22 protein-coding genes, 1 pseudogene and 1 riboswitch are annotated in these 24,868 nt (G+C 41.8%); of the genes and pseudogenes, 4 read left to right on the forward strand and 19 right to left on the reverse strand.

Going from position 1 to position 24,868, the window contains the following annotated elements:
- Positions 1-104: 104 nt before the first annotated feature.
- The 13 genes and pseudogenes from LPB220_RS09225 to LPB220_RS09290 all read right to left on the reverse strand — a co-directional run bounded on the left by LPB220_RS09225 (position 105) and on the right by LPB220_RS09290 (position 13,605).
- Positions 105-1,514: an ABC transporter ATP-binding protein gene (locus LPB220_RS09225; RefSeq protein WP_150906546.1), complete on the reverse strand. Its 1,410-nt coding sequence runs from the start codon at positions 1,512-1,514 to the stop codon at positions 105-107.
- Positions 1,514-3,028 (reverse strand): ABC transporter substrate-binding protein, encoded by a 1,515-nt coding sequence (locus tag LPB220_RS09230; RefSeq protein WP_049498616.1) that lies wholly within the window; start codon positions 3,026-3,028, stop codon positions 1,514-1,516. The genes LPB220_RS09225 and LPB220_RS09230 overlap by 1 nt, the downstream gene beginning before the upstream one ends.
- Complete coding sequence (locus tag LPB220_RS09235) at positions 3,025-3,813, reverse strand: ABC transporter permease (protein ID WP_021153854.1); 789 nt, start codon at positions 3,811-3,813, stop codon at positions 3,025-3,027. The genes LPB220_RS09230 and LPB220_RS09235 overlap by 4 nt, the downstream gene beginning before the upstream one ends.
- Entirely contained in the window at positions 3,810-4,745 is a 936-nt protein-coding gene (locus LPB220_RS09240) for an ABC transporter permease (RefSeq protein WP_061604287.1), read from the reverse strand. Before LPB220_RS09240 ends, LPB220_RS09235 begins: the two co-directional genes overlap by 4 nt.
- A gap of 13 nt (positions 4,746-4,758) precedes the next feature.
- On the reverse strand, positions 4,759-5,484 hold the full coding sequence (locus tag LPB220_RS09245; RefSeq protein ID WP_150906548.1) for a class I SAM-dependent methyltransferase: 726 nt from the start codon (positions 5,482-5,484) through the stop codon (positions 4,759-4,761).
- Positions 5,485-5,489: 5 nt separating this feature from the next.
- Positions 5,490-6,266, reverse strand: a complete 777-nt coding sequence (locus tag LPB220_RS09250; RefSeq protein WP_150906550.1) for a class I SAM-dependent methyltransferase — start codon at positions 6,264-6,266, stop codon at positions 5,490-5,492.
- A gap of 378 nt (positions 6,267-6,644) precedes the next feature.
- Positions 6,645-7,360 (reverse strand): annotated as a pseudogene (locus LPB220_RS09255) (DUF554 domain-containing protein).
- Positions 7,361-7,383: 23 nt separating this feature from the next.
- The gene (locus LPB220_RS09260) at positions 7,384-9,048 is read right to left on the reverse strand and encodes a MutS-related protein (protein WP_150906552.1); all 1,665 of its coding nucleotides are present in this window, start codon (positions 9,046-9,048) and stop codon (positions 7,384-7,386) included.
- A gap of 3 nt (positions 9,049-9,051) precedes the next feature.
- Positions 9,052-10,395 carry a CapA family protein gene (locus LPB220_RS09265; protein WP_150906554.1) on the reverse strand — a complete coding sequence of 448 codons (1,344 nt, stop codon included), beginning with the start codon at positions 10,393-10,395 and terminating at the stop codon, positions 9,052-9,054.
- Positions 10,396-10,588: 193 nt separating this feature from the next.
- Positions 10,589-10,792, reverse strand: coding sequence for a hypothetical protein (locus tag LPB220_RS09270; protein ID WP_118396466.1), 204 nt, complete (start codon positions 10,790-10,792; stop codon positions 10,589-10,591).
- Between the two features lie 34 nt (positions 10,793-10,826).
- The gene (gene msrB, locus LPB220_RS09275) at positions 10,827-11,762 is read right to left on the reverse strand and encodes a peptide-methionine (R)-S-oxide reductase MsrB (RefSeq protein ID WP_118396464.1); all 936 of its coding nucleotides are present in this window, start codon (positions 11,760-11,762) and stop codon (positions 10,827-10,829) included.
- Between the two features lie 273 nt (positions 11,763-12,035).
- Positions 12,036-12,365: a helicase BlpT gene (locus LPB220_RS09280; RefSeq protein ID WP_118396462.1), complete on the reverse strand. Its 330-nt coding sequence runs from the start codon at positions 12,363-12,365 to the stop codon at positions 12,036-12,038.
- 304 nt (positions 12,366-12,669) lie between these two features.
- Positions 12,670-13,605, reverse strand: coding sequence for a dihydroorotate oxidase (locus LPB220_RS09290; RefSeq protein WP_118396460.1), 936 nt, complete (start codon positions 13,603-13,605; stop codon positions 12,670-12,672).
- A 299-nt stretch (positions 13,606-13,904) separates the two neighbouring features.
- Here LPB220_RS09290 and gdhA point away from each other — a divergent pair, with 299 nt between their 5' ends.
- Together gdhA and LPB220_RS09300 are read left to right on the forward strand one after the other, a co-directional pair.
- The gene (gdhA, locus tag LPB220_RS09295; protein ID WP_118396459.1) at positions 13,905-15,251 is read left to right on the forward strand and encodes an NADP-specific glutamate dehydrogenase; all 1,347 of its coding nucleotides are present in this window, start codon (positions 13,905-13,907) and stop codon (positions 15,249-15,251) included.
- Positions 15,252-15,532: 281 nt separating this feature from the next.
- Complete coding sequence (locus tag LPB220_RS09300) at positions 15,533-15,853, forward strand: hypothetical protein (RefSeq protein ID WP_118396457.1); 321 nt, start codon at positions 15,533-15,535, stop codon at positions 15,851-15,853.
- A 41-nt stretch (positions 15,854-15,894) separates the two neighbouring features.
- On the opposite strand, the gene LPB220_RS09305 is transcribed toward LPB220_RS09300, so the two are convergent.
- Positions 15,895-16,743: a mechanosensitive ion channel family protein gene (locus LPB220_RS09305; RefSeq protein WP_049471895.1), complete on the reverse strand. Its 849-nt coding sequence runs from the start codon at positions 16,741-16,743 to the stop codon at positions 15,895-15,897.
- A gap of 137 nt (positions 16,744-16,880) precedes the next feature.
- Between LPB220_RS09305 and sstT the strand changes: the two genes are divergently transcribed.
- Positions 16,881-18,098 carry a serine/threonine transporter SstT gene (sstT, locus tag LPB220_RS09310; protein WP_024056292.1) on the forward strand — a complete coding sequence of 406 codons (1,218 nt, stop codon included), beginning with the start codon at positions 16,881-16,883 and terminating at the stop codon, positions 18,096-18,098.
- Between the two features lie 53 nt (positions 18,099-18,151).
- Here the strand turns inward: sstT and LPB220_RS09315 are convergent, their stop codons facing one another.
- From LPB220_RS09315 to LPB220_RS09335, 5 genes are all read right to left on the reverse strand, one after another.
- Entirely contained in the window at positions 18,152-18,364 is a 213-nt protein-coding gene (locus LPB220_RS09315; RefSeq protein WP_263641347.1) for an alanine:cation symporter family protein, read from the reverse strand.
- A gap of 113 nt (positions 18,365-18,477) precedes the next feature.
- Positions 18,478-18,572, reverse strand: a riboswitch (glycine riboswitch).
- A 129-nt stretch (positions 18,573-18,701) separates the two neighbouring features.
- Positions 18,702-20,120 (reverse strand): C69 family dipeptidase, encoded by a 1,419-nt coding sequence (locus LPB220_RS09320; protein WP_118396451.1) that lies wholly within the window; start codon positions 20,118-20,120, stop codon positions 18,702-18,704.
- Positions 20,121-20,561: 441 nt separating this feature from the next.
- Positions 20,562-22,901, reverse strand: a complete 2,340-nt coding sequence (locus LPB220_RS09325) for an endonuclease MutS2 (RefSeq protein ID WP_118396449.1) — start codon at positions 22,899-22,901, stop codon at positions 20,562-20,564.
- A gap of 73 nt (positions 22,902-22,974) precedes the next feature.
- Entirely contained in the window at positions 22,975-23,529 is a 555-nt protein-coding gene (locus LPB220_RS09330; protein ID WP_021153876.1) for a CvpA family protein, read from the reverse strand.
- 10 nt (positions 23,530-23,539) lie between these two features.
- Complete coding sequence (locus LPB220_RS09335; RefSeq protein ID WP_003005477.1) at positions 23,540-23,830, reverse strand: hypothetical protein; 291 nt, start codon at positions 23,828-23,830, stop codon at positions 23,540-23,542.
- A 136-nt stretch (positions 23,831-23,966) separates the two neighbouring features.
- Here LPB220_RS09335 and rnhC point away from each other — a divergent pair, with 136 nt between their 5' ends.
- Positions 23,967-24,866: a ribonuclease HIII gene (gene rnhC / locus LPB220_RS09340; protein WP_118227825.1), complete on the forward strand. Its 900-nt coding sequence runs from the start codon at positions 23,967-23,969 to the stop codon at positions 24,864-24,866.
- Positions 24,867-24,868: the final 2 nt, after the last annotated feature.

The following is a 24,868-nucleotide window of genomic DNA, read 5'->3' on the forward strand; positions in this document are numbered from 1 at the left end:
ACCGGTTAGCTCAGAAGGAAGCTCCATTTTGACAGTGGAGCTTACTAAAATAGGAATCGTTTTTGGCAACACAAACCAGTTTAGGATTATTCACTGCTCGTTCTTCAAATTAAAGTCTCTATCAATTGACCCTCTTTTAAAGCAACGACGGTTGAACAAATCGCTTCAATTAACGACTGATTATGACTAATAAAGACTATCGTCATATTTGTTTCCTCTTGAACTTTTTGCAAAACTTGTATCACTTTTTCCTGATTCGCATCATCTAGCGAACTCGTTATTTCATCACAAATCAAGCACTCTGGTTGTGCGAATATTGCCCTTGCAATGGCACACCTTTGACATTGCCCTCCGGATAATTGATGAGGATATTTTTCTAACCAATCCAATTCTAACTCGAGATTTGTAAATAATTCCTGTATCATTCGAATCCGTTCTGAACGATCCTTTATTTTTCGAATAAATCTTAATGGTTCTTCTAAGCTTTTCAATATCGTTTGATTCGGATTAAAAGATAATAAACTATTTTGGAATAAATATTGAACTCTTCGATAATAGCTTTGTTTTTCTTGAGCCAATACTTCTCTTAATTCTTTTCCTTCAATCAGAATATGGCCTTCATATGGAATAAAGCCAGATAAAATCCTTGCAAGAGTTGTTTTCCCAGCTCCTGAATGTCCGATGATTCCTGTTACTTCATATTTTGGAATATCAACTGTAAGATTTTTAAGAATCACATTCTCATCTTTATAATGGCTTGTTACATGTTTCAATTGGAAAAATGTTTCTTTTTTCTCATTCGATAATCGATTAAAATTGAATTTCTTATGAGAATCTTCCTTCTGTGCGACTAATTCCCCCTCTTCTAAAGTCAACACTTTTGTACAAAAATTATACGCTAACTCTCGTTGATGAGTCACCATAATCGTTGCTGTACGATATTGCTTTGCAAGATGAACAATTAATTGCATCATTTCCATTTGCAATGGAACGTCTAAAGCACTAAAGGGTTCATCCGCAATGATTAATTTCGGATGATTGATAAACGCCATTGCAATCATTACTCTTTGCAACATTCCTCCAGATAATTCATGAGGATATAATTGTAATACTTTTTCTTCTAATTGAACCATTTTCAGTGCTTCAATTATTTTTTGAGGATTGGCTTCTAGCATTATTTCTTCCAACTGTTGTCCAATTGTAAATAAGGGATCTATGCTATGTTGTCCATTTTGAAAAATGATGCCAATATCTTGTCGTAAATATTCTCTTCTCTTTTTACTAGATAAGGTCAACCAGTTTTCTTCTAAAAACTTCATTTCACTCGCATTCATCATGACCTTTTGATGAATATTCCCAAGTAAACATTCTAAAAAAGTCGATTTTCCAATACCGGACTCGCCAATTATCCCGATGACTTCTCCTTCTTTAATAGAAAAGTCTAAATTTTTGAGAATTACTTCCTGTCCGTATGAGGCGTTTAATTGTTTGACTTCAAAAATAGTCTTTTCCATTAGTCTTTTACCAATTTATTCGTAACTTGATAGATATCAGACGGAGATAGTTCAAAATGATGAATAGAATTGTTCATTGCTGCATGTAAGTTGACAAATCCAATGTAATAAACAACTGCTTCGTCTTTCGCATAGTCTTGAATTTTTGCTACTTCACTAGGTAGTTTATCCGCATCTTCTTCATGAGCTAAGGCAGAAATTTTTTCATCTAACCATTGATCTGAATTTTTCACATAATTCAATGCCCCATCACTCGATAAAGCTGCATTTAGGAAGTAATAAGGATCTCCCGTTGCCAATGTTAATGAGGAAGCTAATGCAATGTCATAATCTAATTGATTAAATCCATCGACAGTTTCTTGAATATCAATTTTCAAATCAATCCCTACTTTTTTCAATTGTTGTTGCAAAGCTGTAGCAATTTTTTCATTGGCTAATCTCTTATATGTTTTTAGAACAATTTGTAATGGTTCATTTTGTGCATTAACTAGAATACCATCTGCATTTTTCGTTTTATAGCCGGCTTCTTCTAATAATTTTTTCGTCATTTCTGGTTGGTATTGTTTATTAGCAAAAGTACCACTTGAATAAATACTTGAATCTAAAAAGGCACCATCTGCAGGAGTTACATGACCTTTTAAGAAATCTTGTGTCAATTCTTTTTTATCAATCGCATATAAAATAGCTTGACGAACTTTTTTATCTTGCAATCTTGCTTTATTCAATTCTAAATGATAGGTTCTTGTACTTGATTGATTATACACTTGTACGGAAGAATCTTTCTTTAATGAATCCGCTACATCATCATTTAAATCTACTCCACCATCTACTTCTTTTGATTTAATCGCTAATTCCAATGTTTTTTGATCCGGAATTAATTGATAATGAACTTCCTTAATGGAAGCATTGCCACCCCAATAATGAGTCGAAGCCGTTAATGAAATGGAATCATTTGGTTTAAATTCTTTCACCTCATAAGGGCCTGTTCCTACAATTTTATCCTTGCTTGTTACATCTACAATGGCCGTTTTTGAATCCACTAATTCATGAATAAATTGAGGACTTGGTTTTTCAGTATGAACTGTAAAAGTTTGTGAATTATTCGCTGTATAAGTAGCTGTTTTAAAAATTTCACCTTCCTTATGATTTTCTCCTACTCTTTTCAGGCTAGCAATGACTGCATCACTATTAACAGGATTTCCATTTGAAAATTTTACATTTTCTTTTAAATGAATTTCCCATGTTTGATCATCAATCTTCTTATAAGAGGATGCTAACCAAGGTTCTACATGAAAGTCATTTGTTAAACGAAATAAGGTTTCGCCAATCCCAAAACGAATGGTAAACCAGCCTTCCCAATCTTTTGCTGGATCAATCCCTGCTGTAAATTGAGGATCCCCAATTTTCAAAATTGAATTTTGGCTACCTTTTTGTTGTTGAGATGTTGGATGTACAGGTGCGCATCCAACTAATACTGCTGCTGCAATGATGCATAACAAATTTTTTAATTTCATATTTTCCTCTCTTTCGTCTGTTGAATCCAATGATGAATTCCGTTAAACATAATAATCGTTAGCGTAATCGCAAGTCCTGGAGCAATCATTAACCATGGCGCTTGTTCAAACGATAATCTTCCCTCATTTAACATAGCTCCCCATTCTGGTTGAGGGACTTTCACTCCTATTCCTAAAAAAGATAAGGTTGCTAAACTTAAGATCGTACTTGAAATATTGACGATCATATACGTCACTAATGGTCGTTGAATATTTTTTAAAATCGTCATCAGCCGATACCACAATGGAGCTCCTTGCATATACATCACTGTGACATATTCTCGAACTTTAATTTTACGAATTTCTCCTCTTGTTAATTTGGCATAATAAGGTAAATAACTAATGACAAGAGCAATGATCCCATTTCTTAACCCTCCACCTAATACTCCAGCTACCGTAATAGCTATGAGTAAACTAGGAATGGCTAACAAAATATCAATGATACTCGTTATGATTCTATCAATCCGCTCACCAAATATCCCTGCTAATCCTCCTAAAAGAATTCCTCCTAAATAAGATAAACCAACAATGAAGAGAGAAGCTCCAATCGAATATCTAGCTCCTACAATCACTCGAATAAAAATATCTCGACCAAAATCATCCGTACCAAACCAATGACTAGCATTTGGTGGACTTAACACAGCATTGGCATTCATCGTCTCATAGTTTAAAAATAATGTACTCCATAATAGTAATACAAATACTAAAACAATCATGCCAATTTTCCATTTTCTCTTATTTGTCATGACAAGTCACCGCCTTTAATACGGGTATCTGTCCTATTTTGTATTCCGTCAGAAATTTGAGTGAGCACTAAATATAAAAAGCTAATAGAAACTACAATCATTTGTACGAGTGGATAGTCTCTCGAACGAATACTATCCATTAATAACTTCCCAATTCCTGGCCAATAAAAAATGGTTTCTACTACAACGACACCCGCCATTAAAGAACCAAACGATAATAAGATAATGGTCACCATCGTAGGCAATATATTTTTCAATAAATGTCGTTGAAAGATTTTTGACTCTTCTATTCCACGGTAATAAAGCACTTTAACATATTCCTGTTGTAATTCTTGTTCTAACAAGACCGAAAATTGTTGAATAAATTTTGCACTCATTGGAATAACAAGCGTCATAACCGGTAATATTAAACCACTCCCCCCTTGTTTAGCTAGTAAAGGAACCCATCTTAATTGAACGCTAAATACATACATTAAGAAATAACCAATCACGAAAGACGGTAATGACATGTTGAAAAATAGAATCAATTGAAAGAGTGACTTTACAATCCGATTGTGACATCGTACAAAAAATATAGACAAGGGGATGGAAATTCCTAGTGAAACCATTAATGTTATCACTGCCAATTGAACCGTATTCATAACGGCTGGAATCATTAAATTCTTAGTCGGGATATCTGATATTAAGCTCTTTCCAAAATCTCCTTGAAGAAATTTAAGGAGCCAATTTCCATATTGTACAAGTAAGGGTTGATTCAGCCCCATTTCCTCACGCATGAGTGCAAGAGCTTCTGTAGAGACACGACCCGTTCCAACTGACATTTTGACAGAAGCAGGATCACTAGGAGCTATATGAATGAGTAAAAATACAAAAAATGAAATGGCAACAAAAAGTATAAATATGGTTAAAATTCTTTTCATTACTTTAAACAATTACTTCCACTCCTTACTTTTTAGCACATAGTAAGAATAAAGGTGTTGGATTATAAAACTCATCTTTTTCTAGATAAATCCTTTGGCTAATAGATCGATCAATTTGCAGAGAGTCAACTTCTTGATTTAATAAATATTGTACATCCCATTGAGGTCGTACTTCACTAGAAATGGATAAACTTCTTTGAATCCGTTCGCACTCTGTTAAAGTATCTTGACTTAAATGATGATGAGCATGATGCTGTGGTAAATGACTCGTATCCGTCATACTAGAAGCACCATAATTTCCATCAATATTAATAAGTAACCCACCTTTTTTTAATACTCGAAGCCATTCACGATAAGCTTTCGGAACATCTGGTAATGTCCAAGTAACATTTCTTGCAATCACTATATCAAAGCTTGCATCCGCAAATGCTAGATTTTGAGCATCCATAGTTAAAAACTGTGCATCGAACTTTTCCTGTTTAGCAAAAACAGTAGCTAAATGGATCATTTCCTTTGTTAAATCAATTCCGATTACTTCATGTCCCATCTGACTTAAAATTCCTGTAAAGAATCCTGTTCCACAACCAATATCTAAAATTTTTAACAGTTTCTTTTGTGGTAAATATTTTTCAAATTCTGTAATCCATCTATCTTTTAAGGGACTATGAAACTCTCTTGTTCGTTGTTCTAAAAAAGAAGAACTTCGATTTGTCCAATAATGTTCAACTCGTTCATGCATGGTTTGTTCCATAGCCTTCACTTATCCCCCTTTACGATTTTGATACAAAACATTGGTGTTGCTCCGTAATTTAATTGTTCTTCATAATCCCACACTAAATCCCCAAAATTTTCTTCCGTTTCTACTGAAATCCCTTCCAGTGAAGAAAAATAGTCTATATCCCATTGCGGTCTTTGTTGATAGGTCAAAGGTAATTGCTGAACAATCCAATCCATTTTTTCCTCATCAATCCCTTCACCTTGCCAATAATCTTCTAACTTCTCTTCAACAGCTTTTTGGCGTTTTTTTTCAAATTCTTTTTCTAATGATTCATTTTGAAGAAACGCATACCAGTTTGCGTCAAAAATCAATAAGGTTCCATTTGGTTTCAAGACTTTTAACCACTCTGAATAAGCTTGTTGTGGTTTTTCTAGATTCCAAGTTAAATTTCGACTAACAATGATATCAAAACTTTCTGGTTTAAAATCTAAATTTTGGGCATCCATTTTCATGAGTTGGATGCTTGAATGGCCTTTGCCATATTTTTGAATATTCTCTTTGGCAACTTCTAGCATGTTATTGGAAACATCAATACCAGTTATAGTTGTATAACCTAATTCTTCTAAAATAATTGTGAAAAACCCAGGGCCTGTTCCTATATCTAACACTTTAATATTTTGGTTAGCTGGTAACAATCGTTGCAATTGTTGTTTCCAACTTTCTCTTTGAGTTCCTTCTAATTCTTTTTCATTCACTTTAGAATAGCCTGTGTACCGATGATTCCAATAGTTTTGTATTTCTTCTAACAGGTTCACATTTGTTACTCCCTTTTCAACTCGCTTATTTAATTTCTGTTACAAGTTTACCAAAGAATGCTTGAATTAATGTTAACAAATCATCACATCGAAAATGATTTTTTTAAGGAAACATATGTTAACAAAAAGAATTCCAGATGACATCCGAAATTCTTCCCCCAAAATTCATAGCTTGATGCAATTTAAGAATCTGTTGCAATTAGTTGGATTATAACCTTTCACCCTTCACCTTAGAAATGAATCCAATCTTTCATCCTTTCTTTTATTTTATCCTATTTAAGGGAAATCCCCTCCTTTTTGGAATACTTCCATTTTTCTAACAAGACTACAAGGGCAATTAAAAAAGCTAACCGATCCTTACCGCTTAGCTTCTATTTTTTAACCAACAAAAGCCCAAATAATGGCAATCAGCACTGCAGGCAGGAGATTAGCGACCTTGATTCGTTTGCCCCAGATGAGGTTGATCCCTACACAGAGAATGAGGCTGGAGCCAACTAGTGACAGATTCGAAAGGGCTTGTGGGGTCATGATTGGTGCGATCAAATGGGCCAAAAGCGTAATCGCCCCCTGAAAGATCACAAGTGGAACCACCGCAAAGATGGCACCCTTTCCTTTTGAAACGGTCAAGACCAGAACGATGACCATATCCAGAATAGCCTTGGCCAACAAGGTCGAAGTGTCGCCTGTCAAGCCATCCTGGACAGCTCCGACTACCGCCATAGCCCCGATACAAATGGTCAAGGCCGTCGTCATAAAGGCATCGACAAAGCTGGTATCACCTTGGTTGCCCGTCTTTTCCTTCAGCCAGCTTCCCAGGCGCTCAAAACCCCCTCAATCTTCAAGAGTTCCCCGATAATGGTCCCGATTACTAGACTCAGAATCAACATCATACTGCCGTGACTTTCCACATGACTTCCATGCACCACCAGCATCTTTTCCAAGGTCCCTGCAATGCCCAAGACAAAAACAGCAACTCCTGTCACTTTCAGAAGGGTCTCATGAAAATCTTCTGATAAACGTTGACCGATGAGCAGTCCTAAAAGCCCACCAAATACAACTCCTAAGGCATTATAAAAGGTCCCTAAACCGATCATTTACAAACTCCTTCGTTCATTTTTCATTCTTTTTCAATTTCTTTCAAAGACCAGTACCCCGTCTCTTCATACTGGTCAATCAAGTCCTTGGCTGTTTGCGTAATCTCCTCTGGATAATGCAGGCTTTCTAGGGTATTTACCGCATTTTTAGTCACAGCTGACCCTGGCTTGATCTGGTAGTCAAAGACGATCTTGCCATCCACATAGCGGCTATCAAAATGGTAATTGTCATTCACTTCACCAGAGGCCGCGACCAGCTCAATATCATGACTGGAAATCATGTAGAGGCAGTTTTGGGCAGCCAACCAGCGGACAATTCCAAGGCCTGATCCGATCCGCTCGATGGTATTAGTCCCCTTAAAGAGCTCGTCAATAAAGAAATAGTGAAAACCTGGCTCTTTGAGGTGCTGAATCATACGCAAAATAGCTTTACTTTCGGTGATAAAGTAGCTATCTCCAACTTCAATATCATCGCTTACATCCATAGCCGTTAGGACATGACCGTAAGGCAGGGCCAAGGTTTCTCCATAGGCAAAGCCCAGCCCTTGAGCCAGAATAGCATTGATAGCGACGGTCTTCAAATAGGTTGATTTCCCAGACGCATTGTCCCCACTGATGACCATATTTTTTTGAAAATGCACATCATTTGCAATCGGATTGGACAGCAAGGGATGATAGAGCGTCTCGCCTTCAATCCCACCCGTCTCTGTAAAGACCGGCTGACAGACCACTTCTAGATCCCGCTTATGGCGCAAGAGACTAATAGCGACTTCCATCTCCCCTAGCAGATCCAGAAGCTTCTGGGCTTCTTTTTGATGAGCTTTCACCTGATTGTAAATATAAACCTGAGCGATCTGCGGGAGTAAAAAGAGGACGTTAAGGTAGAGCAAAATAATTTCCATCTCAGAAGTCCCCGTTGGACTCTGCAAGACACTGGCAAGGATCCGAGCTTTCTTAAAGGGTTTGACCGCTTGCTTGAGTTCTTCTCGTTGTGGTAGGGCTAGATGGCTCAAGCGTTCTGCCGAAGCAAAGATGCGGACCAAGTAGCTAACATTGTCCAGACGGATTTTATTAGACCAATTGCGCAAACTTGAAAAGACGATATTAAAGACCACACTGATCACCAAGAGGGTAATCGCCCCAACTGGCTCAAAGGGGATGACAAAGAGACAGAGGATTGGAAGACAGGCCAAGGCTATGTAGAGGGGCAAACCTGCATAATGCTTGCCAGGCTTTGCGACAATGCTACGCGCCATGTTGTGGTTCTTCTTGCCCAGTTGGTTGAAAATGACCTGGACCTTGAGCCGCAAATCCGGATGCTCTTCAAAGAAGGCTTCTAAGTCATGAAGTTGGTCCTGAGGCTGGAATTCCAGCAGGCGCATTTTTTGATAGAGAGCTTCTGCCCCAAGGCTCGATTGGGTGTAATTGAGCTGATCAAAGACCGCATCCAAAGCCAAATCATGCCAAGTCTGATCATCCACTTGGCTATCGATCGTCCTTCCCTTAGCTGGATAAGCCAGACTGTCAATCAAACTTTCTTCCGTGTCTTTTTTACGAAAGAAAGGCGCTCCATCCCAAGCTTTTTTCAGCTTTTGCGCGAGGCGGATGGCCGTCAGAAATTTGGTTGCCCAAATCACCACCATCAATCCTAGGATCCCAAGCGGGATCCAGTTCACATTTCCTTCCATGCTCTATTCCTTTCCACTCTGAGGCCAGTCCAAGTGAACATGTTCCTTCATTTCTCGGTAAGCCGTGTCCACTCTCTCCTTGGTCTCCTCATCCAGCTTATCGCGGTATTTGCCACCCTGGATAAAATCTTCCAAAATATAGGTCTGGTACTTGTACAACTCATAGCCTTCAGGAGAATAGGTCCCCTTCGGAGTTCGACTAACCCAGGTTGGATGAGCAGTAGCTGTCTTAATCTTTGTCTTGCGGCCGACCTTTTCGATGGTTACATCCATCAAGACTCCTCGCTCTGTCCACTGGGCAGTCTCCACGTCCCCCATGGTTTCCAGACGCTGATTAGAAAGGAAATTCCCCATCGAGTAGATGATGAGCTTGTTTTGACCATCTTTATTGACCACTTCAGCAGGCTCTACAACATGGGGATGTCCGCCAAAGACAATATCAGCTCCCCAAGAAACCATCTTATGATAGAGCTCTTTTTGCTCTTCTGTCGGCTCCAATTGGTACTCAATTCCCATTTGGGGCATGACAATGGTAATATCGGCCTCTTGCTCCGCCTTTTGGATCTCCGCCTTCATCCGCTCTTCATCCAGATCAGACAAGACATCTGCTTGCTCCTCTGGAGTAAGGGTCGTTTCCATCCCATTAAAGCCGTAAGCATAGGCTAGAATAGCAATCTTGATGCCATTCACTTCCTTGATCACCAAGGGGGCCTGCCCTCTCTTTTCATGCGTGTAGACACCGACAGGTGTGATGCCTGCATCTTCAAAGGCCTTAGCTGTCGAATAGACCCCTTCTAGACCTGAATCCAGGATATGGTTGTGTCCCAAATCCATGACATCATAACCAGCATCCTTGATGGCTGGTACGACTTCACTCGGCGCATTAAAGAGAGGATAACCTGACAAATAGTAATTTGGGTTGATGGTTCCCTCAAAATCACCCAAGGCTAGATCTGCTTTTTGTAGCCAGGGTTTGACATACTCATAATTTTCATGAAAATCATAAGTCCCATCTTCTTTTTGCGCACTCATATAGACCAGATCGTGATAGAGCTGATCTCCATTGGCCATGATCCGAGCTGTATGAGGAATCTGATCAGCCGGTGTCTTGGCCTTGTACACAACCTCTGCCCGTTCGGTTGCGGTGATCGGAAAGCCTTGGAACTTTTGCACCCACAAGATAGCATTGGCCACGATAAAAACGACTGACAAGAGCACATAGACAAACTGTTCATTCGTCAGCTCAATCCTTGAAAAAAGACGATCAAAAGTCCAATCAAAGGCCGCCGATAGTTCTTTTCCAATCGTTTTGATAGTTCTTTTCACATTCTCCCATTTCTCTATCATTTCTACCTCTTCTTCATATCCAGTTTCTCCAATGATCCGCCAACAGATTGAGCTGTCATTGAAATACTTTCTCTTCATTGTATCACAATTTTTAAGAAGAGAAAAAAGAGAGCAGGACAGAAACGCCATTGTTTAGAAACGCTTCATCGTCCTGCTCTTGCACAGTTGATTGATTCATATAAATGGTCGCAAATCACTTCTTATCGTTTGATTTGGACAAGCTGATCGCAATCATGACAAGACTTAGGAAAAAGGCCGAAAGCAACCCTTTTGTCGTCCGATTCATAAAAGGTTGATGAAATACAAAATGATTATAGGCAGTAAATCCTAATCCAATCAGAGTCACCAAAGCCGAAAGCGCAAAAATCGTTCGCCATAAATTTCTATTTTTCATCATAAACTCCGTTTTTTGATCTGCGAGAAAGACCCACTTATTTCAAAGCTTTTAACAAATAACCATAGCCTTCTTGCTCCATCTCTTCTTTTGGAATAAAGCGCAGAGAGGCCGAATTGATACAGTATCGAAGACCACCCTGGTCTTTTGGACCATCGGTGAAGACATGGCCTAGATGAGCATTGCCTGAGCGGGAACGAACTTCAATCCGCTCCATTCCGTGGCTATGATCCTGGTAATAGTGGACAACATCTTTGGCAATGGGACGGGAGAAACTTGGCCATCCACAGCCAGACGCAAACTTATCCTTAGCAAAAAAGAGAGGTTCCCCCGTCGTAATATCCACATAAATCCCCTCTTCAAAGGTCTGATCATAGGCATTGTGGAAAGGACGTTCCGTCGCGCTTTCTTGAGTGACTTGGTACTGCTCTGCTGTCAGTTTCGCCTTTAGGATTTCTTGGTCTGGCTTCTGATAAGCTGCCGGATCAATCAAGGGCTGCTCAGCATCTGTCACATCGATATGGCAATAGCCTCCAGGATTCTTCTTAAGGTAGTCTTGGTGGTAGTCCTCAGCTGGGATGTAGTGGCGCAAGGGTTCCAACTCAACCGCTATTTTGCGTCCCAGTTGCTTCTCTTCTTCCGCAAACACTTGGGCGATCACTTCACGATCTGCCTCGTCTGTATAATAGACACCCGTCCGATATTGGCGGCCTCGATCATTTCCCTGTTTGTTAACGGACAAGGGATCGATCACCCGGAAATAGTAGAGCAGAATTGCTCGTAGGGTGATTTTATCTGGATCGTAGATAACTTGTACAGTCTCTGCATGATCCGTTTCCTTGATCAGTTGGTAATTGGTCGTTTCTACCTGGCCATTGGCATAGCCCACCGTCGTCTGTTCTACACCGGGGATCCGTGAAAAATATTCCTCTAAACCCCAAAAACAGCCACCTGCTAGATAAATCTCTGCCATCTTTCTTCCTCGCTTTCCGCATTCCCTAAAAGGAACACTTCTTATCTATTAGCTCCATCATAATCCAAGAGCCTCAGATTGTCAAGGATTCTGCATCAAAAATCCCTTCTACTATATGTAAAAGGGATTCAGTCCTTCTTATTTTTCAAATAAGAAAAAGAGTGAGTAGTAGAAATTCCAAAACGATAGGGTTAACTGATGTAGAAAATCATGAAGGACTACCATGACCAACACCTCCTCTGAATATCTGTGGACAAGCACCAGGCACATCAACTACAAAACCACCGTCGGTCCGTAGATCTGTAACTGAGACTTCACTACCTCATAATGCCAGTGATCATAAGCTCGCCAAGCTTGAAAGGCCTCTTCGTTCAAAGCTAGCCCACCCAGACCAATCAATAGACTGGCGGTCTGATAAAACTTTTCTAACTCAATCAACAGACGATTGTCTACCCGCCTAGCCTTTCGTAAACCTTTCAACATCTGATCTAGATTTTCTCGAAATCGAAGGGCATCTGGACTGGGGGTGCATCCTTTCAAAAAGGCTGTTTGAAGAAGGGTGATCGTCGTCCTTGCCTCTTGAATCACATCCCTTTCTTCCATTTAAATAACCTTCCTTTTCACCTCCATTGTACACCTTTTTCTCTCTATAAAAATGGAAAATTCCTAAAACTAGGAACAGAATGAGGCTGGGACAAAAGTCCTAGCCTCTCAATTGTTTCTAAATTGTCGAGCAAGACGCAGTGGTTGAGTGGGTCTACTACGCTGATTTCATCAGCTTTTACAGCCCTACTCAACTGTGCGGAGGTGGGACGACGAAATCGAATTCTAACGAATTACCGATTTCTGTCCCACTCTCATAAAAAACTCCCCCAAGTTTCCACTTGAGGAAGTTCTTTTCGAAAAATTAGTCAATGTAGTGTAATTTCCCACGGAAGTCTTCCAGGCTTTGGTAGCCTTTTTCTTCCATGATGGCTTTGAGCTCCGCAGTGATGCGTTCAAAAGCTCCTACTCCTTCTTTATGAAGCGTGGTTCCGATTTGCACCATACTAGCCCCACATAGAATATGTTCAAAGGCATCACGACCGGTCAAGACACCACCTGTCCCCACAATCTGAATTTCTGGATTCAGGCGTTGATAAAAGGCATGGACATTAGCAAGGGCAGTTGGTTTGACATACTCTCCACCAATCCCACCAAAGCCGTTCTTCGGACGAATTACTACGGATTCATCTTCAATGTAGAGACCATTCCCTACGGAATTGACACAATTGACAAACTTAAGCGGGTATTTGTTAAAGATTGCTGCTGCTTGATCGAAGTGAACAATATCAAAGTAAGGTGGCAATTTAATACCAAGCGGTTTTGTGAAATAGGCAAAGACCTCGGACAAGATCCGATCGGTCGTATCAAAGTCATAAGCAATCTGAGGTTTTCCAGGGACATTAGGGCAAGAAAGGTTCAGTTCTGTCAAGCCTTTAAAGTCGCTGTCTTGCACCTTTTTCAAGATGGTATGGGTCTCTTCAGGAGACATGCCGACAAGAGATAAGAAGAAGGTCCGGTCAGGATCTGTTTTTTGCAACTCTAATAGGTAATCCAAATAATAATCCAAGCCTTGGTTGGGAAGGCCCATCGAATTGATCGAGCCAAGTGGCACATCATGATAGCGTGGTTCGGGATTTCCAGCACGGAATTCTAAGGTCGCTGTCTTGGTCACAAAAGTCCCAGCAGCCGAATTCTTCACTTCTTCCAACTCTTCCTTGGTCATACAGGCCACTCCTGCCGCATTCATCAGGCAATTGTCAAATTCAAAACCAGCAATTTGCGTTTTTGTCGATACCATCTTGTACTCCTTTTTGAAACACCCATCAACAGAATCGTTCGGGATGCTCTCTATTTTCTTCTTTCATTATACCATCACTTGGAAGCTTCCGGACAAACAAAGCTAAAAATTCTTGCAAACATTCGGACTTTCCTAGTCGCGATAAAATTTTCAGAAAATTCAACTTTTTTCTTTACAAGCCAAAAAAAGTCTGCTATAATGATCCATGTAATAAAACGTGACATTGTTTGTCAACTGTCTCAAAACCACTCCCCTAGCGGGTTTGCTGGTTTTCGTTACATTCACAAAGGAGAATTAACATGACAACTGCAAAAGAATATATCCAAAGCACTTTCGAAACTGTAAAAGCTCGTAACGGCCATGAAGCTGAATTCCTTCAAGCTGTTGAAGAGTTCCTCAGCACTTTGGAACCTGTTTTTGAAAAACACCCTGAATACATCGAAGAAAACATTTTAGCTCGTATTACAGAACCTGAACGCGTGATTTCCTTCCGTGTTCCTTGGGTTGACCGTGAAGGAAACATCCAAGTAAACCGTGGATACCGTGTTCAATTCAACTCTGCTGTAGGTCCTTACAAAGGTGGTCTTCGTTTCCATCCAACTGTTAACCAAGGGATCTTGAAATTCCTCGGATTTGAACAAATCTTCAAAAACGTTTTGACTGGCCTTCCTATCGGCGGTGGTAAAGGTGGATCTGACTTTGATCCTAAAGGAAAAACAGACGCTGAAGTGATGCGATTCTGCCAAAGCTTCATGACTGAATTGCAAAAGCACATCGGTCCTTCTCTTGATGTCCCAGCTGGTGATATCGGGGTTGGTGGACGTGAAATCGGATACCTTTACGGTCAATACAAACGCCTTCGCCAATTCGATGCTGGTGTCTTGACTGGTAAACCTCTTGGTTTTGGTGGTAGCTTGATCCGTCCAGAAGCAACTGGTTATGGTTTGGTTTACTATACTGAAGAAATGCTCAAAGCCAACGGTGACAGCTTTGCTGGTAAGAAAGTCGTGATCTCAGGTTCTGGTAACGTTGCCCAATACGCTCTTCAAAAAGCAACTGAACTTGGTGCAACTGTTATCTCTGTATCTGACTCAAACGGTTACGTGATCGACGAGAACGGTATTGACTTCGACCTTCTTACAGACGTGAAAGAAAAACGTCGTGCACGTTTGACTGAATACGCTGCTGAAAAACCAACTGCTACATACTACGAAGGTTCTGTATGGACTTACGCTGGTAACTATGACATCGCTCTTCCATGTGCAACTCAAAATGAAATCGATGGCGATGCTGCTAAACGTTTGGTCGCTCAAGGTGTGAAAGTTGTCTCTGAAGGAGCAAACATGCCAAGTAACATCGATGCCATCAACGTATACAAAGAAAATGGTATCCTTTACGGACCTGCTAAAGCTGCCAATGCTGGTGGAGTTGCTGTATCTGCTCTTGAAATGAGCCAAAACAGCCAACGTCTTTCATGGACACGCGAAGAAGTGGACGGACGTTTGAAAGACATCATGACCAACATCTTCAACACTGCTAAAACAACTGCAGAAATTTACGGACTTGGTAAAGATTACCTTGCAGGTGCCAACATCGCTGCCTTTGAAAATGTCGCAAACGCGATGATTGCACAAGGTCTTGTATAATCAATCGATATTTTTCTTTGAGACCTTCGGGTCAAAGCCTCTCAACTCCTGAAACCAATGTGTTTCAGGAGTTTTTTGTAGCTACTGATCTCTTTAAGGACAATTGGTTCCAAGGGAGGAAAATCATTTTTAAAGAAGGGAATCTTAACCGTCATTAGTGGTGAGAAATTTGAGCCATCTCTATTTCTGTATCTTTTTCTAAAAAAATTTTATTTTTTTTACTTTACCCCCTTGCATTTTTAATAAATTAGTATTAAACTATAGCAAAAGGAGGTGCGCTTATGTTTTATTTTGCTCAAGACAAGTCAACTACCATTGAATTCCTTAAGTCTGAATTGATGCAACTGCTTTCTGATATGCGTCAGGAGATTGCAGCAAGCCGTCAAGCACAGACTTGTACTGCTTGCCAGCACATCCAACACTGCATTAACAAGATCCAAAGGGCAAAAAGTTCCGTAGCCATAGCCCTCCCGATCGAATCATTGGATCTCGAAATCACCGCCCTATTGCGCAAGCAATTATTGATCTTGCCACCTGAGGCTCGAAAGATTTGGGATCAGATTAAATATTTGGATGACAAATACTGCCACTTAAGATCGTAACATCGATTAAAAAAGCTCAGAAAAATATTTCTGAGCTTTTTTTACATGATTCCGTTATTTCCTGTTGGAAGGTTGATTCCTGCTTCCATCAAGGCATCATGATAGAGTTTATAGTAAGTATGGTAAACAGTAACCTGGGTTCCATTTTGAGCGGTCATCGCAATACGGAAGGAGTAGCGACCATTTTTTTCAATCTGTGGGCCTAAAATGGTAGGACCTGTCAACACTTCTGGGTGTTTGTCTTGTTGAGACTGGTTGACCTGAGCGATGACCTGGTAGATCTTGTCAAGATCAGTATTCGCATCTAGTGGAATATCCACCAGCACGCGCATATCTCCACGCGAGAGGTTGCTGACGACAGTGATATTGCGGTTTGGGACAAAGTGGAGAGTCCCGTCAAAATCACGTACTTGAGTTGTCCGAATTCCCACACTGCTAACGATGCCGGCAATATTAATAGAACCATTGGTAAGTCGGACATTGTCCCCCACATCCAGCTGGCGTTCTAAAAGGATAAAGAAACCATTGACCAAATCGGAAAGGAAGCCCTGGGCTCCCATACCGATCGCCACCCCAGCAATCCCAGCACCAGCCAATAGACTAGAGACTGGAAGACCCAGGATCGACAAGATCCAGTAGATCAAGATAAAATACAAGCAGTAGTTCAAGAGACTCTCTACTAAACGGAGAATGGTTTTTTTACGGGCTTCATCCTGCACCGTATACTTAAAAGAAGGGGTTAATATCCGCTTGACCAGGCTATGGATGACCTTTTTAGCGATAAAAAATAAGAGAAAGACAAAAATCAGGGAGATGCATTTTGAAATTAGGTCATCAAAAATCTTTGTCCAGTCTATTTTACTGAAATAACGTTGGAAAGCTTGACTCATTTATTCGGGCCTTTCTAACAAAGAATAGTATGATTATATCAAATATTCGGAAATAAGGCTATTTTTAAAAAATTTCATTGCTTTCCCCCCCTAACTATCGTATAATATTCCTTAATTATTTTTTAAGGAGGCCTTACATGATTCATCGACTGATTACCACTTGGAATAAAACCAACCTTATGAAAAGGATCGCAATCGGGATTGTACTTGGTGTCGTTCTAGCACTTGTATTTCCGAAAGCAACTGGGATTGGACTCCTGGGAGAGTTCTTCGTTGGAGGGCTCCGTGCCATCGCACCCCTTCTGGTCTTTGCGCTCGTCGCAAATGCTCTCTCCCAACACCAAAAAGGGACAGAGACCAATATGAAAAAGGTCATCGTCCTCTATCTCCTAGGAACCTTTGCAGCCGCCTTCGTCGCTGTTTTGGTCAATTACATCTTCCCCATCACCATTACCCTGACTGGAAAGGCCGCTGAAGGATCCTCTCCAAACGGGATTGGCGAAGTGATTAGTAACCTCTTGCTCAAGATCGTCGACAACCCGGTCAACGCCTTGCAGCAAGCCAACTACATTGGGATCCTTTCTTGGGCCACTGTGTTTGGAATTGCCATGAGAGAGGCGAGTGAACATAGTAAAGACCTCCTACAAACCCTAGCAGACATCACTTCAAAAATTGTCGAGTGGATTATCAACCTAGCTCCATTTGGGATCTTAGGTTTGGTCTTCACGACCATCGCTGGCCAAGGACTCAGTGCCCTTAGTAACTACGGGATTCTCTTGGTAGTATTGGTGGGAACGATGGCTTTTGTCGCTCTGGTCATCAATCCATTGATCGTCTTTTTCATGATCCGCAAAAATCCCTATCCCCTTGTTTTTAAATGCCTTCGCGTCAGTGGGGTGACCGCCTTCTTCACCAGAAGTTCTGCAGCCAACATCCCTGTCAACATGCGTCTCTGTGAAGAATTGGGGCTGAATCCAGATACCTACTCTGTTTCTATCCCTCTTGGATCGACCATTAACATGGCAGGTGCAGCGGTAACTATCAATACCTTAACCCTTGCAGCAGCCAATACTTTAGGGATTCAGGTTGACTTTGGAACAGCGCTTATCCTCAGTGTTGTGGCAGCCATCTCAGCCTGCGGGGCATCTGGAGTTGCGGGAGGATCTCTCCTTCTCATCCCTGTTGCTTGTAGCCTCTTTGGCATCACCAATGATTTGGCCATGCAAGTCGTCAGTGTCGGCTTTATCATCGGGGTCATTCAAGACTCTTGCGAAACAGCCCTCAACTCTTCGACAGATGTGCTCTTCACTGCCATCGCTGAAATGAGCAGCTGGCCAAAAGAAAAACGCTATTAAAGGATCCTATCTCAAATAGACAAGAAAACCCAGACCTCACGATCTGGGTTTTCTTATTTCTTAAAGTAGCGTTTACTTTCTTTGATAATGACTGGGGAGAGGGCCAAGAGCGCAATCAGGTTGGGTAGAGCCATGAGCCCATTGACGATATCCGCAATGACCCAGACCAGATACAGCTTAAGGAAACCACCTAGTCCAACCATAACCAAGAGCAGCAAAAGCGGGGCATTCCATACTAAATTATCGAGTTGCTGAAAAAACTGCAATACATGATCCATTTTCTGTCTCCTTTTTATCGACCGCTCGACAGAAATGAGAAAAAGAAAGAGTACATGTCAAACATGTACTCTGGTCCTGCTTAAAATAGGGGACTTCCCCTATTTTTCGCTCTGTCCTTTTACCTGAGAGTTTGAGTAGATGCATCCTCTACCTTGCCCCTTCGGTGCCATTTCTGGTCTCTCCAGAGTTCCGTCCATTCACAGTCACTCACGCTCCTGCAAACTTCATTCGGTCGTATGTAATTTTCTCTATTTTAATCGATTTTCAATGCTTTGTCAACGATTCATGAAAATATCTTGCAAGGTTTCTGCAAATGTACGGTTTTTAATCACTCAAAGAGAAGTGATTGGTCATGAGGTTGCTAGCATCGAGCAAAATCTTGTCCAAGAGTTGATCCGTCGCTTCTTGAATCTGATCACTCATGGCTTGGTTTTCAGCCTCAAAATCGACGGTTTCACCTGCTGCAAGGGCACGATCAACTTTATTGATACGTGCATGTCCCCAGGCCATTGTCGATTCTTGGTAATCATCTAGATCCCCAACATGGTGGGCATAGTGAGGATCTGCTAGTCCTGCAATAATCCGGTTAGCCCAGTAGAAGGAATCCGTTGTCACCTTAGCCGTAGTATTGGCAAAGTAATCTGGCGTTGTATCCACTTGGGTAAAGAAAGGAACGGCTGTATTGTAAGGCATCGAACCATAAGAAATCCATTGGATGCCTGTCGTTTCTTGTGGTTTATTGGGACGCAATTGCAGAATCGCTGTCTGGCTGGTCCGGTTGATCCCAATTGTTCGGAAAGTCCTCTGACTCACGTGATCTCCTTCCGGTCCATAAGGATCGTAGATGGTATCTTGGTAGTGATTGCTCAAGACATATTTCACATCCTCAATCGTCACCTTGCGATAGGGTTTTTGACACCAAGGAATCTCAAAGCTCCGTGGATCCTGCTCAATTTCAGGATTAAGGAAACGCTGGATGGCCCAAGCCCGCGGTGTATTGTAGTGACGGTCCTTGTCTTTTTGGCTACCAAAGGCATAGCGTGGATTAAAACCTTTTCCTTCTTGATCCAGAATCAAATGGTGCTCTGTGACAAAATTTTCAAGATCTGGGTCACAGAGAAACTCGCCTGGATTTCCAAATTCAAAATAATCACTTCCCAGTTGGTTCGGGTTGGTCACATAGGCATCATCTGGAACACGGCGCGCCATCCAGTGGTGACCTCCGATGGTTTCCAACCACCAGATTTCATTCACATCTGAAATCGCAATCCCGTTAGATTCATAGGTTCCGTACTCTTCTAAAATCTTTCCGAGACGCAAAACCCCTTCGCGGGCAGTCTTGACATAAGGCAAGACCAAGGTCAGCATGTCTTCCTCACCGATGCCACTCTCTACAAGAGGATCGGCCCCTAGCACACGGCTATTGGTCGTAATGGTCTCTGTCTCACTCATGGCGACATTATAGATATTGATCCCAGCTTCTCCCCAGATCCCGTCTTTAGGAATGGCATCTGGAACCGCCGTATAGCGAACTGGATTATCTGGCAAGTCGATTTCAAAAGATGATAAAATAGACTTGTAATGACGCGGTTGATCTTCTGGTTTGACCACGATTAATTTCTTAGGCGTAAAAACGCCATTTTGAGAATCCTCTGTTCGTGCTACAATGGTCGAACCATCATAGCTAGCATTTTTTCCGACTAGAATCGTTGTACACGAATCTGCACTTTCACGTTTACGCATGCGTATCCTCCCAAATCATTCATTGCCTCTATTATAGCACTTTTAAAAGGGAGAACCTACTGAAAATCAGATTTGAAAACGGATCGCTTTCAATATTTTTCAATCATTTTCATTTTATAAAGTTTTAAAAACCCTAGCTGATAAACAGCTAGGATTTAGAATGTAGATAAAATTTTTACTTAAAACAACTTAACTGATATAGAATAATTAAAATTGATACATACTAATAGGCTCATTCAGACAAATACTGAAACTTTCCGCCGTGAGAAAAGTGCCTGAAACATAATTGTTTCATGCACTCGGGAGTTTTGAAACCTTAGGTTCAAAACTAAGTCATGGAACTTCTTCGAAGTTCGCTGACGTCCGTACTCACCTAAGGAAAGTTTCTAAGATAACTTTTTCTTCAATCTGGATCTAGCTGATGAACAACTAGGGCTTAACTTAGCCTTTAAACGTGACAATGGTTGCGCCGCTTCCACCTGCATTTTGTGGGGCATATTCAAAACTCTTGACATGCTTGTTGCGGCGGAGGTATTTTGTCACCCCTTCACGGATGACTCCCGTCCCGATCCCGTGGATGATATCGACTTGGGCCATGTTGTTGAGCAGAGCCTGATCGATAAAGCCATCTAGCTCTTGCATGGCCTCTTCATAGCGTTTTCCACGGAGGTCCAGACGCGCTCTCGGCCCACTCGTGTTCGAACGTTTGACGACATTCACCTGGCGTTTCTTAGGTTGAGCCGCTTCTTTTTCAGCCTTGATGAGGTTGAATTCTTTTTCTTCCAAGGTCATCTTGATCAAGCCGACTTGCGCCTCCCAGCGACCATCTTTGAGTTGCTTGACCAGGGTTCCGCGTTGGCCATAGCTGATAACCAAGATTTCATCTCCTACCTTAGGAGCACGCGCCTTTTTGGCTTTTTTCAAGACCTTGTTTTTAGAAAGGTCGACGGTTTCAGGCGCTAGTTTTTTCAACTGAGCCTTGGCCTCAATGATCTCATGTGGTTTTAACTGGGATTTAGCGTGAAGCCCTTGAAGGATACGGTCACTCTCTGAGAGGGCCATGTCCACAATTTCCTTGGCCTCTTCTCTCGCCTTATTGAGCTCTGTTTCTCTCTCTCGGGTCAGTTCGTTATAGAGTTTTCGAAGAGCGCGATTGAATTTGAGATTTTCTTGTTCGACCTCTTGAATGGTATCCAAGCGCTTGCGACTTTCTAAGGTCTGCGCCTCTAATTTTTCAATAATCTGATTGACATCATTATCCGTATTGGTCATCTTCATGGCATCCTGGATAATGGTCTCAGACAAGCCCAAACGGCGGGCAATTTCAAAGGCATTGGAGCGACCAGGAACTCCTTGCATGAAGCGATAGGTTGGACGCAGACTCGCTGTGTCAAATTCCATACTGGCATTTTGCACTCCTGCAGTCTCAATTCCGTAGGCCTTGAGCTCTGGATAGTGGGTTGTCGCCATGGTCTTAATCCCGCGTAAACGCAGGTCTTCTAGGATAGCAATCGCAAGGCCCGCCCCCTCTTGAGGATCGGTTCCAGCCCCCAACTCATCCAGAAGGATCAAGGAGGCGGTATCCACTTGATTCAAGATAGATACGATATTGGTCATATGACTGGAGAAGGTCGACAAGCTCTGCTCGATCGATTGTTCATCTCCAATATCTGCAAAGACCTGTGAGAAGATGCCCACACGACTACCTTGATCCGCTAGGATGGGAAGACCAGACTGGGCCATAATTTGCGCTAGTCCCAGCGTTTTTAGCATGATGGTTTTACCACCTGTATTGGGACCGGTAATCACAATTTCTGTCAAGTCCTCAGTAAAATGCAGGTCATTCGCGACGGCATTTTCAATCAAGGGATGACGTAGTTGCAAGAGCTGAATAGAGCGATTGCTGCTAACCTCTGGTACCACTGCCTTATAATCGCGCATAAAGCGATACTTGGCCTTGATCAAGTCCAAATGACCGATAATCCAAGCGTTGTTAGCAATCTCTGCTGCGTGAGGGCGCAGGGTGTCAGACAATTCCTCCAGAATCTGAATGATTTCATACCGTTCATCTGCTCGATGGTTGGCAATTTCTTCATTAAGATTGACGACTGCTCGAGGCTCGATATAAACAGTATTCCCGCTGGCTGAGATATCGTGGACCACCCCTGCAATCCGGTTGCGATAGGTATTTTTTACGGGTAGAACATTGCGGCCATTCCGACTAGCAATCACAGCATCCGCCAACATATCGGCCTTGCTTTTCAGCAGATCTTGTAGAATCTCTCTGACCTGGTGTTCATTTTCCTGGATTCGACGACGAATTTTGGCCAATTTTTCGCTGGCAAAAGACTCGACAAAACCTCCTTCGTTGATAGCTTGAAGCCCACCTTGTAGGCGTGGTAAATCCACCAAGTTGTCAAAGAGGCGATTGAGCCTTTCCAGACGGACATTTTCCAAGTTGTCGTAGAAATCCTTAAGCTCATGTGTCACCCGAAGAACAGCTTTTAGCGCTAGTAATTCATCGATATTGAGGGATGCCTCCATCTCCAAACGCTTGGCCACTGGACGGACATCTTGAATGGTCGACACGGCAAAGCGAGGCTCTTCCAAGAGGATCTGTTCCATATCTTCTAGCTCCATAAAGGCCGTTTCGATGCTTTCTTTTTTATCAGTTGGAGTAAGGGCTGCTAGCTCCATCTCCCCTTGTTCTGTCTGTAGATAGGGTTCAAAGAGTTGCTTGACCTTGTCAAACTCCAGAATATCTAAGATTTTTTTGTTCATATTTCTCCTACAAAAAAAGTGAGCGTCCTTCTTTAAATCGGACTTGTCTCACTCCTTTCTTCATTTTTGCTCCTTAAGCTCCGATAATCGCAGTCACCCACAAGTTGTGGAACAGACTGGAACTGATCGGGGTATGAAGGATGATAAAGCGGATCAATCCACTTGCATTGAGTCTATTTTGGATGGAAGCCATGGGAACCGTTGAGAGGACAGTCAAGCCCATTTGAATGACCAAAAGAGTTATCACGACGGCGATCACCCCCGCTCCAATTTGATACTTGCGATCCTCCAGTTTTTCTGGCTGGGGTACCAAGTGCATAAAGATCCCGATCACACGACCAATCAGGTAGATCATCGCAAAAATCAACACATAAGCTAAACCTGCATAAAAGATGTCATCTAATTGAAATAGGTAGCGGTTGGCATAAAAATAATTCACCGATTGCTGGGTGGGACTCGAAAAAGGAACCCATAGAGACAACACCTTGGCCAGTCCCTTGTAGCTGCCACCTGCAATCAAGAGGGCCACTAAGGTCACTAGAAAATAATAGGACTGGAGGATAATCCCTCTTGCATAGCCAATATAAAAGCTCCATGCCAAAATCAATAAGATTAAGAAAGTTAACATGTATCTCCTCTTATTTGGATGATTTATCCTTTAAGTCGTCTAAAGCCTTGCGACGAAAATCATCTAATTCTTTTTCTTTGTCGTCAAACTCGATCTCGCGATTTAGTTGCATGGACAAACTATTTACTGCCAATAGGATCGCGATGGTTTCATCATCTGCCTCTGGCATTTGTTCCTTAATTGCTTGGTATTTTTCTTTCGCAACACGTTCGACTTCTTCCATAAACAAATTATCATGGTTGGTTGTTAAAGTGAGCGCTTTGTTTCCAAATGTAAATTTATATCTATTTAAGCTCGCCATAAAAATCACCTCACGGTATTATATCAAAAATGGCTAGCTTTGTCAGTAGCAAAGCCCCTCTTCACAGGGATTTTCCAGTGGATTCTTTCTTTCTTTTTGCTCCCTCTCTCCCTGAATTTGTGGTACAATAGTGGTTATGGAAAGTATGACACTCACTCCAACACAGGAGCAAATCCTTGATTTTGTCCATACCTATCGCCGTTCTCTCTCTCAAAGCAAGAATCCTCATATGGATTATTTCTTTCGACTAGAGGGAGCGACCGTTTCGATCTACAAGTCTGGAAAAGTCTTGCTTCAGGGCAATGACCTGACTCCTTACCTGGCCTTTTTCGGGCAAGATGCTGAGAACCCTAAAGGTTCTACTACTTCATCTGCAGGACAAGATTTAGCCATGATCGGAACCGACGAGGTTGGAAACGGCTCTTATTTTGGTGGACTCACCGTCGTTGCATCCTTTGTCACACCTGACCAGCACGACTGGCTAAAAAAGCTCGGTGTTGGGGATTCAAAGACCTTGGATGATCGAAAAATTCAGCAATTGGCTCCTCTCCTTGAGGAAAACATCCAGCACCAAGCACTCTTATTGTCTCCAAAGAAGTACAATGAAGTCATTGCTTCTGGCTACAATGCTGTTTCGGTCAAAGTGGCCCTGCACAATCAGGCTATCTATCTTCTATTGAATAAAGGAATCCAAGCAGAACGAATTGTGATCGATGCCTTTACGACGGCTAAAAACTACCAAAAATACGTGAAAGCTGAAAAAAATCAGGTCACCCAAGCCATTGAGTTGGAAGAAAAAGCAGAAAGCAAATATTTAGCGGTTGCAGTTAGTTCCATCATCGCCCGCAATCTCTTCCTTCAAAATCTAGAAGATCTGGGCAAGGAACTGGGCTTTAATCTCCCTAGTGGAGCAGGGGCGAAGTCAGACCAAGTCGCTGCTAAATTGCTTCAGACCTACGGGATGAAGGCTCTGGGTTATTGTGCCAAACTCCATTTTAAAAACACAGAAAAAGCAAAGAAATTACTAGAAAGATAAGT

It is taken from the genome of Streptococcus sp. LPB0220 (assembly GCF_008727815.1).
Classification (GTDB): domain Bacteria; phylum Bacillota; class Bacilli; order Lactobacillales; family Streptococcaceae; genus Streptococcus.